Here is an 11,225-nt window from a genome sequence, read left to right as displayed (position 1 = left end):
GCTTGGCCAGAAAAATGAGTCGTTCTCGCTGTTCTAAACTAAGTGGTACAGAAACAATTCGAGGCATGTGTGAACATCTGTTAACTAAAAAAACTTTTTCGCATGATTAGTTATTTTTGTCAACTTATATTTTTTTGCTTGGTATAAATATTAGGGTTCTTTCATAAATCATTTTTTACTCAGTTCTAAATTATAAACCCCTGCGATTAAACTGAATCTTAATCCCAATCTTTTGCCACGGTTGCGATATCGCTCAGCAAGGATTTTGAAGGTCTTCAAAGTCCCAAATACATGCTCAATCCCAATTCTTCTTTTATTGATTTCTTGATTGTAAACTTTTAGCTCAGGATCTAGTTTACAGCGCTTTTTTGCTTTTAATGGCAATAGACTATTTGGATACACCGTATAAATCCCTTGATAACCTTTCTCTGCAAGAATAAAAGCACCTTTAGGAATCTGATTCAAGTTGCGTTTGAAAAGCTCGAAATCATGTACAGCACCACAACTCGTGCATAAACTCAGAACTTGCTGTGTTCTATAATGGATAATGGCTTGTACTTTGAAAGTATGAGCTTTCTTCTTACCACTATAGCTTTTCTTCTGTTTTTTTAGGTCTTTGTATTGGGGTTTCTGTGGCATCTACGATCACCACATTCCAGTCGATACCTTCGCCTTCAGGCAAACTCTTGGGTAAATTAAATAGATTGGACTTGATCAGGCAATCCTCTACGTGGCGGACGATTCTTGAAGCAGTAGGCTCTGACACACCATAACTGGTTGCGACATGAAACAATGTTCGATATTCACGCCAATAACTTAAGCACAGCAGGATTTGATCTTCTACACTTAACTTAGATGGTTTACCTTTAGCAGGTACAAGCATTTTTAGCTGTTCCGCCATTAAATCAAAGGTTGACCATGAGATGCCTGTATATCGCTTAAACTGTGTTTCAGAAAGCTTCTTTGAGTCGATGTATTTCATTCGCAAATTATGTATGAATATTTAAAATTATTCGGTACAAATAATCAGCAAAAGATTGATCTTTTTTGATTTATGAAAGAGATATAATTTAAATTTTTCAATCATTGGTTTAAAAAGTGTTCAAGTGAAGTCATATTTTATTGATGATTTTATTTTAGAATTCTATTAGCTAATCCTTCAAGAATAAACTTAGCTGCTTGAGTTTGACTCTGGATAAAACCATTATATTTTGGCAAATCATCAGCTACATCTTGCACACGACGATGGTAAAAAATATGCATATTTTCAGGGGGAACTTGCGAGAAGTCTTTTAAGTTCCATTTAGGAATAAATACCAACTGATCTAATATTCCAAATTCAATAGAAGGGGACTGACATTGTTTGCATATCCCACGACGGATATTGGGTGGTGACTTCAAACGTTTAAAAGTAGTCTGTTTAATATTTAAATCATAAACATCTTGTTTCAAGAATACTAAAACATCTGAAAATGCCTTACCTGTATATTCTTGGCAAACTTGGCAGTGACAAATAAAATGTGCGATGGGTGCATGAGAAAAGCGAAAAGTATTTGCGCCACAAGAACAACTTGCTTCAACATTGAAAGGCATGTGATTTAAATTTGACATAAAACTTCCTTGTTTAAGATCTATTCATAGATGAAATTAAAATTTTAAAGTTCGATTGAGTATCACGCAGGATAAATAAGGACTCTGATCAAGTTTGAGCCCCATAGTAAAAAAATCGCTGAGCACTTATGTCGTATAGAACCTAAAGATTATCTAAAGTGCACTGATATCAGATCCGGTCTTTTTGGGGTCGACCAAAATTTTAGCGTGTTGTTCAGGATCACCTAAGGCCTGAAAAGCATCTTTGACTCCTGCAAGACCTACAACGCCCGTTATCAGAGGAGAACAATCAATTTGACCTTCAGCGATCATATGGAGCGCATCTCTGAACTCAAGTGGCGTATAACCAATCACAAACTGGATTTCGATTTCTTTGTTTAAAGCCAAAGCGGGTTCGATGCTGTCGGATTGCATACATACACCCACACCGATAATTTTAGAAAATAATGGCGCACCGTTAATAATCTGTTGAAGGATGCCTGGCATCCCGACACATTCAAAAATCACAGGACGTTTGGGTAAAGCACCTAATTTGTCAGCCACACGCCACGCATGCCACCATGGAATATGCATAGACTGAATCTTTTCAAAAATACCGATTCCATAGTTAATCGCTTCAGAAGCATCACCCAATAAACCGTATTCTTTCCAACTCTCAAAAGGCGATGATTGTTTAGGATCAATGACGACATCTGCGCCACAAAGTTGAGCTAGCCTACGGCGATTTGGTGAAAAGTCACTGGCAATAATTTTTTTCACACCAATCGCTTTGAGCATTAAAATGACACCTAAGCCTACTGGACCACAACCAATAACAATTGCGGGTTCTGATTTCTTTATTCTGCTCCGACGTACTGCATGTAAAGCAACTGCCATTGGCTCGGTCATTGCCGCAAGATCGGGATGTAATCCATTTGGCACCGCAAACATGAGTTGAGATTGCACTAAGATTTGTTCGGCATAACCACCAGAAGCTTGAGGGGAAAGCCCCGTTGCTTGATAACCCCACTGATCAACTTTCAATAGTGGCATTGCACAAACTAAGGTATTTGTTTTAAATTTTTTTCTGGTTTTAGGACCATAATCTAGAACACGACCGCAAAATTCATGCCCCATGACAAAACGGTCTGTTGACTTTGCAACACCTTTTAGACCCACTTTAGCCGTAAGTTCATGCATGTGGTCACAACTATGCTGCATATGTAAGTCACTGCCACAAATACCACATCGCACAACCTCTAACAAAGTTTGTCCTTGTGATGGTGTTAGATGGCTGACATCTTCAAGTGTTAATTCATTTTGATGACATACAACTGCTTTCATTCTTGTCCACGAATATTCTTATAATGATAGTGAACAGTGTGTGTGATTACGCACAAGAGATACACAGCTTTAGAGGACTGAATGATGACTGCAGAGGCTAAATTATTGAAAAAGCCTCCATTTATAGAGGCTTAACATGCATATTTTATGAGTTAGCTGAGTTGGGTTCGATGATAACGTTGATCCACTAGCGTGAATAGTGCAGTACAACTGACCAGGATTAATCCTACGATACACGCCATTGCCCATCCACCATGATCCCAAGCATAAATTCCTAGCGCGGAACCACTTGCGCCACCAATAAAATAGCTGGTCATATAAAGTGAATTTACTCGAGATTTAGCATCCGGTCTTAAATTAAAAATCACATTCTGGTTGCTACTATGCACCAATGCTAGACCGAGATTCATCAGTCCAAAGCCGATGATATAGCAACTTAAATAGAATGCACCTAAATAAAGGAATATCCATGCGCTACCTAGGATTAAAATGCCAAACCAAGTGATTTGTTTGACGTAACCACGATCGGCGATCTTACCAATTTTCTTGGTGGACAAGGCGCCAAATACGCCAACCAGAGTGACTAAACCCACCATAACATCTTCAAGAGAAAAAGAGGATTTAAGTAAAATAGAAATGGTGGAGAAGAGGATGCTCATCGTTGCAAATGCAAAGGCACCAATGATAGAGCGATAGATTAAACGAGGCTCTTCTTTAAGTAGCAGCCCCATGGATTTAAACACAGCAAAATAACTAATTTTAGAGCTAGGAATATAAGGCAGACGAATATTAAGTACCACAGCGACCATTAACATCAAAATTCCACTGACAATATAAATGAGCTGCCAATTAAATAAGTTGGATAACAAGCCAGCTAAACTGGTCGAAATCAAAATACCCACCAATAATCCGCTCATCAGTAACCCGACAACTTCGCCTGTTCGTTCTGGTCGAACTGCCATCGTGGCAAACGGAATCAAAATTTGTGCTGCAACTGAGAAAAGCCCAGTGATAATTGTGCCAGCCCATAACATATAAAGGTTGAGTGAAAAAGCACAAATAAATAATCCCACTGCTGCAAAGAACATTAAAAATGGGATTAATTTCGTTTTATTGAGAATATCACCAAGTGGTACGATAAAAAGTAGTCCGACAGCATAAGAGACTTGAGCCAAAGTAACAGTTAATGCCACATCTGTTGCAGGGGCATTAAAGTAAAGTTGAACAGAGTGAATTAAGGGCTGCGAATAATAATTAGCGCCTGCACAAATACCACAAGCAATGGCCATCAACCAAAGTAAAGCAGTGTCATTCGTGATGTCTTTTTTATTTAAATCGTCAAGATCGTTATACATGAATAAATGGCTCAGTGGATGAGGAGCAGTAAGCTGTGGCTTCGATTTCAATTTGCATGGCGTCTAATGCCAAGCGAGACACAGGGATTAGTGTGCATGCTGGGAAATTTTGATCTTTCCATATTGTATTCATTTTCAGATTTAACAGGTGATGTTTTTGTTGGTCAAAATTGACAATCAAAACGCTTAGAACAGCAATATTATAAAAGTCGATATGTGCATAGCTGAGAGCAATTTTGAGATTTTCGAAGACTTGGTTGAGTTGTTCTGAATAATCAGTGGAATAATGTCCTTCGGCATTTTCACCACCTTGACCTGATATATGAACGACTGTGTTGAAGTGTTTGACCTCACAGATGTGGCTATATCCAAGTTGCCTTGGAGAATAAAGCTGAGGCGGATTTTTAGTGGTTAAACTAAACGTTGGCTTATTTGGTTTTGTCATTCTATCTTCTCTGCATTAAGCTTAGAAAAGAATTATGAAAGCTCAACTTAACTTGAGGTCAAGAGCATGGAAGAACAAAAATTACAACAGTGGCTCAGTATAGGCGCGTTAGCTGCTCGAAGTGGTGTATCGGTCGCAGCACTCAGATTTTATGAAGACAAAGCACTTATTTGGAGTGTGCGGACGGAAGGAAATCAACGGCGATATCCACGATATATGCTGAGAAGGATTGCCATCATCAAAGTGGCACAGCAGGTTGGGATTTCACTCTCTGAAGTGAAGCAAGCATTTAACATACTCCCTAAGAATAAAACCGCGACTAAATCAGATTGGACCGCATTATCAAGTGCGTGGCAGAAAATTTTAGATCAAAAAATTTTAAATATGCTTCAACTTCGTCAACAACTGGATTGGTGCATTGGTTGTGGGTGCTTATCTTTAACTGAATGCCCACTAAGAAATGAAAATGATCAAATGGGGTCTACATCGTCGGGTTCCCACTTTGTTCCACTCGACATTAAATTTGACGATGATCAAGGGAAAATAGAAATTCACTATGAAGACTAAGTTTCATCGTGAAGCATTATTTTGAAATTTGAACTGTGAGGTTAATGTTGTCTTTATTTCAGTTTAGTTTTGGAAAGCGTAATCATCATCACACCCAATATATTCAGCGCACAACCAAACCATTGAATCATATTCATTGATTCCCCTAAAAAGATAGTCGCCAATATAATGGTCAGAATTGGTCCGAGTGAACCAATCATGGCTGTTTGAGAAGCACCTAAACGAGCAATACTTTGTGCAATGAGAATAGTTGGGATCACTGTTACCCCAATGCCTAATGCAACACCATATCCGATTACTTCCATGGGTTGTTGAAGGATATTGGATACAGGGCTTGGCTGAGCAATAAAATAGTGAAGAATCGTCCCTAAGCAGGCGATAGACATCGCTAAGCCCGTAAAATTCCACGATCCAAATTTTTGAATTAATTTTGGAGTCATCAATAGATAGCTCGCAAAGCAAATCGCGCTTGCGAAAACTAAACTCACACCTAGCCAAAAATTACTTTCATGAGGCACATTGCTTTGTTCTTGGAGCATCACCATAAGCGTGCCGCCATAACTTAGTCCAATTGCAAAAATAGTCTTCAGTGAAAGAGGATGTTTGAAAATTACACTTGATGCAATTACTGTCATGGTGGGATATAGAAATAGGATAATACGCTCCAAAGAGGCACTGATGTACATCAGACTCATAAAATCGAGCCAACTTGAAAAATAATATCCAATCAAACCAGCAACGAGGAGTAGGGCCCAATCCTGCGCTGAAAATCCACGATTACGGTTTCGGTTCAACCAACAAATAAAAAGAAAAACGGGTAAGGCACTGAGCATCCTTAAGGCAACCAGCAATGTTGCATCAACATCTTCAGAAACTGCATAAGCTTGTTTGATTAAGATCGCTTTACTACTAAACAAGAATGCTGCCAACAGCGCACATAAACTCCCTAACTGAGTGGGAGTCAGCTTAAGTACCATAAATGTTAAAAATCAATTTTAAATAATGAAAGTATAAGCCAATCTTCATTTTAAGCTCTAAAATTCAATCTCTAATTTTCGCTTAATCACCTACCTAGCGAAATAAGGAGTTTTGATTTTTTGTTAAAATGCATCATTGTGGTGCGTAATATGAAAAAAACAGTGGTCTATCAACCCAAAAAATACATCAAAAAAATATTTCAAATTTTTTTTGCACGGTTTGTAAGCATTCTTTTCAAGAATCTGTCATCTTGTATTTCATCTTTAAGCCAAAATCTAAGCCCAATGTGTAAACCTAGATTTATCTAAATTTTGTCTTATTTATAATTTTTAAGAATGACGTGAGAATTTGAATCGATTAGTCTGATTTTTTGTCAATTCGGCAAATTGAGATTTATGAGAATGAAAGAAGCAACTAAAAATGTGACATGCACGGCGCTTTAACACAATCAAAAGGGATAAAAAGAAAGCTAAAAAATGTCAGAATGATCAAAGCTTAATAAAGTCAAGCTCCCTATACTGACGATAAATTAGAAAAAAGTTTCTTTTTTGTTAAAAAATGGATCGAAAATTAAACGAATCTGGAACTATTTTTTATGAAAATGATAGATCAAATACCATGAATTTTTGTGATGATTGTGAATCATGAGTTCAAAATGAGGGTATTTATTAAATAAATATTGGGTGGTAATTTAAAAAAGTTCAATTAGAATCCAAAAAATTCACATGAATACATCCAGGGGTATATCGCAGGAATGCGATATCTACTTTAAGAAAAATTAGCTTGAGGAATGCTCATGCAGATCGGAATCCCTACCGAAACTGTAGTTGGTGAAAGTCGTGTAGCTGCGACACCAGAAACAGTAAAGAAGTTAATTGGTGCTGGTCACAGTGTCGTTATCCAACGTAATGCAGGTGTTAAAGCTGCTTATATTGATAGTGCCTATGAACAGGTTGGTGCAAAAATTGTTGATGATGCTTATACCGGCAGTCAATTGGTTTTAAAAGTTCGCGCACCTAAAGGCGAAGAAATACAAAAATTAGCCCCAAACACCACAGTGGTTGCGATGTTTGATCCGTACCGTAATACGGAACTTGATCAATTCGCTGCTCAGCAAGTGTCTGCATTTGCACTTGAGTTATTACCACGTACGTTATCTCGTGCCCAAAATATGGACGTGTTGTCATCACAAGCAAACTTGGCAGGTTATAAATCTGTGCTTCTTGCGGCGGCAGAGTACCAACGTATGTTCCCAATGTTAATGACAGCGGCGGGTACGGTTAAACCAGCTCGTGTAGTCATTATGGGTGTTGGTGTAGCAGGCTTACAAGCGATTGCAACAGCCAAACGTTTAGGTGCTATTGTTGAAGCGACAGACTTACGTCCAACAGCCAAAGATCAAGTTGAATCTTTAGGCGGTAAATGGTTAGACGTACCAATGTCAGCAGAAGAGCAAGCGCGTGCCGATGAAGCTGCAAAAAATGGTTATGGTTGGATGCCTGGTGAACAATATATTAAAGACCAAGCTGCAATTGTAGACAAAGCGGTATCGAATGCTGACATCGTGATCACGACGGCGCTTTTACCAGGTCGTGATGCACCGCGCTTAATTAAAGCTGAAACAGTTGCCAAAATGAAACCAGGTTCAGTCATCCTCGATATGGCAGTTGAAACTGGCGGTAACGTTGAAGGCTCAAAATGCGGTGAAACTGTTGTGACTGATAATGGCGTGAAAATTTTGGGTATTCCAAATATTCCAGCGACCGTTTCTACAGAAGCTTCAGCGCTATATGCACGTAACGTTTATAACTTTGTTGAAACGCTTTTTGATCAAGATAAAAACTACAGCATTAATCAAGAAGATGAAATCCAAAAAGCATTGCTTGTCACTCATGGTGGTCAAGTGCTGTTGAAGCGTGGTTAAGGAGACTGATCATGGTTGAAACTATTACAATTTTTGTCCTCGCAATCTTCGTAGGTTATTACGTTGTTTGGGGAGTGACACCTGCGCTTCACACGCCGCTGATGGCCGTAACGAATGCATTGTCTTCAATTATTATTGTCGGTGCGATGATCCAAACTGTTGGTCTACCTGTTATGGGTGTTGAGGGGGCTGTTGATTTTCAAACCATCAATGTGGTGAGTGTATTAGGTGCGATCGCTGTTTTCTTAGCAAGCATTAATATTTTCGGTGGCTTCGCTGTAACCGCTCGTATGCTTGAAATGTTTAAGCCAAAGCAAAAGAAAAAAGAGGGTTAATACATGGAATTTATTCGTGAGTATGCGGATTGGTTTTACCTAATCGGTGCCGTTCTTTTTATCTTAACTTTGCGTGGCTTGTCTGGTCCTAAGACAGCAATTGCAGGTAACCGTTACGGTATGATTGCAATGGCAATCGCCGTGTTAACAACTTTCTTTGTTGCTGATAATCCTGTGGTATGGATGATTGTCGGTGCAATGGTATTGGGTGCGATTGTTGGTATTGCTCGAGCTCGTACAGTGCCTATGACACAAATGCCAGAAACAGTTGCTCTCATGCACTCACTCGTGGGTCTTGCTGCAGTGTTGATTGCGATCGCTGCAATTATTCACAACAATAAGCTCGTCGAGCTTGGGTCAGACTTACTGGCTGCAAATGGTGTGAACTTCCATGAAATGAGTCGCGTACATTTATTCGAATTATTCGTAGGATGTTTCGTTGGTGCCATTACATTCACTGCATCGGTATTTGCTTATGGTAAATTGGCGGCAAAGAAATGGGCAAAAACGATTTCAGGTGCATGGGTTAAACCTGTTCAAGCTTTGATTTTTATTGCGATGCTAGCAGCAGGGATTCACTTCTTCTTGACGGGTGACATGACCTCGTTCTGGGCAATGACAGCACTTGCTTTAGCCTTTGGTTGGGTATGGATTGCGCCTGTTGGTGGTGGTGATATGCCAGTAGTGGTGTCTTTGCTTAACTCATTCTCTGGATGGGCGGCAGCAGGGATTGGTTTTACGCTTGAAAACAACATGTTAATTGTTGCAGGTTCGCTTGTAGGTTCGTCAGGTGCAATTCTGTCTTATATCATGTGTAAAGCAATGAACCGTTCAATCATCAACGTATTGTTTGGTGGTGCAATGGGTGGTGCTGCAGCACCGACAGCAGCAGCTGGTGCAGCAGTTCAACGCAACTACCGTTCTGGTTCTGCTGACGATGCTGGCTTCTTAATGTCAAATGCAGACAGTGTTGTTATTGTACCGGGTTATGGTATGGCGCAAGGTCGTGCTCAAAATGCGGTGAAAGAGCTTGCAAACTTATTGAAAGAGCAAGGTGTAACAGTACGTTTTGCGATTCACCCAGTGGCTGGTCGTATGCCTGGTCACATGAACGTTCTTTTAGCTGAAGCAGATGTTCCGTACGAAGACATCTTAGAGATGGATGAGATTAATTCAGACTTCCCAGCAACAGATGTGGTATTGGTCATCGGTGCGAATGACGTCGTTAACCCTGCAGCGAAAGATGATCCAAACTCACCAATTTATGGTATGCCTATTCTTGAAGCACATAAAGCTCGTACCATTATGGTGATCAAGCGCTCTATGGCGACAGGTTATGCGGGTCTTGATAATGACTTGTTCTATAACGACAAAACAATGATGATCTTTGGTGATGCGAAGAAAGTTGTTGAAGATATGACGAAAGCCATCAACGGTACAGGTCACTAATTCATAGCTTGTTTTTAAAAAACCACCTTCGGGTGGTTTTTTTATTTTTCATGTGTAGGTTTTCGCCACATTCCCCAAATTTCAGGTGCATCGTAGGGCAGATCGCGAAGGTGAAAGATCACTTCAAATCCATAATGACGATAGAGTCCAACATTGCTTGGTGTTGCAGTTTCTAAATAACATGGGATACCGTGTTGATCGCTCTTTGTGAGAATAGGTGCTAAGACTTTGCTGGCTAAGCCTTGTCCTTGTTGGTCAGGACTTACTCCTATGAGTTGTAGATAATAATGCGCCTCACTGGGATGATGTTTCTGCACCAGATTAATGATGTGAATAAATTTCACCAGTTGTCTTAAACCGATAATCTTCGTTAATTGAGGGAGTAGTTTAACCTGCTGAATGAGGTTTAAATCCCACTGATTTGGCGGAATCCAAAGTGCAGCAACTGAGCGATCGGGATTGGTATAGACTTCATCATATGGTTGAGCGATATCTTTCAATTGAATACTAAAGAATTGCTCAAGTTTTGCATGTTTTTGTTGGAAACTCAGTTTTTCAGCTTGGATCGCCCAGTTGCAAAACTCTTCGTTCCAAAAGGATTGCATTAATGTTTCTACTAATGCATCGTGATCTGTTCTTGTGGCTTTTATCATGGTCATATCAAGGTAAACCAAATTAATGAGTTCTTTTTTGTTGGCTTTATTGTTATAAATTTAAAATGCACAGTATAAAAAAGCGACCAAGAAGGTCGCTTTAATATGTTTATGCTACAGAATCTGTAGTTGAAGCATTACGCCATAAGTTTTCTAGATCATAAAACTTACGTGCTGTAGGTAACATCAGATGTACTACAACAGTGCCAAGATCAACAAGGATCCATTCTGCATCGCTTTCGCCTTCAATACCGATAGGGCGAAAACCTGCTTTACGTGCTTCATCAGCGACGTTGTTTGCAAGCGCTTTCACGTGACGTGTAGAAGTACCTGAAGCAATGACAATTGCATCTGCAACATTGCTCACTTCGCTAACATCAATCGTTGTGATTTCTTTTGCTTTAACGTCAAGCAATGCTTCTTGAACAACTTTTAAGCAAGCTTGAACGTCTTGTTTTGGAGAATTCAAAGAGAGTTCGTGAGAATTAGAAGCGCCGGGCGATGGTTCTAAATTCATGAGAAGTGTATTTTCCTGACTATAACTCATCTTTCACTATAGCGCTTTCTGCTTGAAAATTCAAACTT

Annotated in this window: 13 protein-coding genes and 1 pseudogene; 4 read left to right on the top strand and 10 right to left on the bottom strand. The window is 39.4% G+C overall.

Going from position 1 to position 11,225, the window contains the following annotated elements; translation table 11 throughout:
• The 7 genes and pseudogenes from FTV32_RS17680 to FTV32_RS09580 all read right to left on the bottom strand — a co-directional run.
• A pseudogene (locus tag FTV32_RS17680) lies at nt 1-67 on the bottom strand (helix-turn-helix domain-containing protein); the annotation flags it as partial.
• 101 nt (nt 68-168) lie between these two features.
• Complete coding sequence (locus FTV32_RS09605; protein WP_035265306.1) at nt 169-639, bottom strand: IS5/IS1182 family transposase; 471 nt, start codon at nt 637-639, stop codon at nt 169-171.
• Nucleotides 587-982: a transposase family protein gene (locus FTV32_RS09600; protein WP_180028512.1), complete on the bottom strand. Its 396-nt coding sequence runs from the start codon at nt 980-982 to the stop codon at nt 587-589. The genes FTV32_RS09605 and FTV32_RS09600 overlap by 53 nt, the downstream gene beginning before the upstream one ends.
• Before the next feature lie 149 nt (nt 983-1,131).
• Nucleotides 1,132-1,611 carry a GFA family protein gene (locus FTV32_RS09595; RefSeq protein WP_228133226.1) on the bottom strand — a complete coding sequence of 160 codons (480 nt, stop codon included), beginning with the start codon at nt 1,609-1,611 and terminating at the stop codon, nt 1,132-1,134.
• A 153-nt stretch (nt 1,612-1,764) separates the two neighbouring features.
• On the bottom strand, nt 1,765-2,934 hold the full coding sequence (locus FTV32_RS09590) for a zinc-binding dehydrogenase (protein WP_035265308.1): 1,170 nt from the start codon (nt 2,932-2,934) through the stop codon (nt 1,765-1,767).
• Between the two features lie 152 nt (nt 2,935-3,086).
• Nucleotides 3,087-4,289, bottom strand: coding sequence for an MFS transporter (locus FTV32_RS09585; RefSeq protein WP_035265309.1), 1,203 nt, complete (start codon nt 4,287-4,289; stop codon nt 3,087-3,089).
• On the bottom strand, nt 4,282-4,734 hold the full coding sequence (locus FTV32_RS09580; RefSeq protein WP_035265310.1) for a RidA family protein: 453 nt from the start codon (nt 4,732-4,734) through the stop codon (nt 4,282-4,284). The genes FTV32_RS09585 and FTV32_RS09580 overlap by 8 nt, the downstream gene beginning before the upstream one ends.
• A gap of 66 nt (nt 4,735-4,800) precedes the next feature.
• Here FTV32_RS09580 and soxR point away from each other — a divergent pair, with 66 nt between their 5' ends.
• Complete coding sequence (gene soxR, locus FTV32_RS09575; protein ID WP_035265311.1) at nt 4,801-5,301, top strand: redox-sensitive transcriptional activator SoxR; 501 nt, start codon at nt 4,801-4,803, stop codon at nt 5,299-5,301.
• Between the two features lie 53 nt (nt 5,302-5,354).
• On the opposite strand, the gene FTV32_RS09570 is transcribed toward soxR, so the two are convergent.
• Nucleotides 5,355-6,278: a DMT family transporter gene (locus tag FTV32_RS09570; RefSeq protein WP_035265313.1), complete on the bottom strand. Its 924-nt coding sequence runs from the start codon at nt 6,276-6,278 to the stop codon at nt 5,355-5,357.
• Nucleotides 6,279-7,075: 797 nt separating this feature from the next.
• Here FTV32_RS09570 and FTV32_RS09565 point away from each other — a divergent pair.
• The 3 genes from FTV32_RS09565 to FTV32_RS09555 are packed head-to-tail and all read left to right on the top strand — an operon-like array spanning nt 7,076 to nt 9,987.
• On the top strand, nt 7,076-8,203 hold the full coding sequence (locus FTV32_RS09565; RefSeq protein WP_035265315.1) for a Re/Si-specific NAD(P)(+) transhydrogenase subunit alpha: 1,128 nt from the start codon (nt 7,076-7,078) through the stop codon (nt 8,201-8,203).
• A gap of 11 nt (nt 8,204-8,214) precedes the next feature.
• Complete coding sequence (locus tag FTV32_RS09560; RefSeq protein ID WP_035265316.1) at nt 8,215-8,538, top strand: proton-translocating transhydrogenase family protein; 324 nt, start codon at nt 8,215-8,217, stop codon at nt 8,536-8,538.
• A gap of 3 nt (nt 8,539-8,541) precedes the next feature.
• On the top strand, nt 8,542-9,987 hold the full coding sequence (locus tag FTV32_RS09555) for an NAD(P)(+) transhydrogenase (Re/Si-specific) subunit beta (protein ID WP_035265318.1): 1,446 nt from the start codon (nt 8,542-8,544) through the stop codon (nt 9,985-9,987).
• Between the two features lie 41 nt (nt 9,988-10,028).
• Here FTV32_RS09555 and FTV32_RS09550 read toward each other — a convergent pair whose 3' ends face one another.
• Nucleotides 10,029-10,646, bottom strand: coding sequence for an N-acetyltransferase (locus tag FTV32_RS09550; RefSeq protein WP_051586515.1), 618 nt, complete (start codon nt 10,644-10,646; stop codon nt 10,029-10,031).
• Nucleotides 10,647-10,749: 103 nt separating this feature from the next.
• Nucleotides 10,750-11,157 (bottom strand): ribosome silencing factor, encoded by a 408-nt coding sequence (rsfS, locus tag FTV32_RS09545; protein ID WP_035265319.1) that lies wholly within the window; start codon nt 11,155-11,157, stop codon nt 10,750-10,752.
• Between the last annotated feature and the right edge of the window lie 68 nt (nt 11,158-11,225).

The organism is Acinetobacter sp. YH16032 (assembly GCF_013417345.1).
Lineage (GTDB): Bacteria > Pseudomonadota > Gammaproteobacteria > Pseudomonadales > Moraxellaceae > Acinetobacter.
Note: the sequence above shows the minus strand (reverse complement) of the source record. Positions and strands in the feature narration are given on the sequence as shown.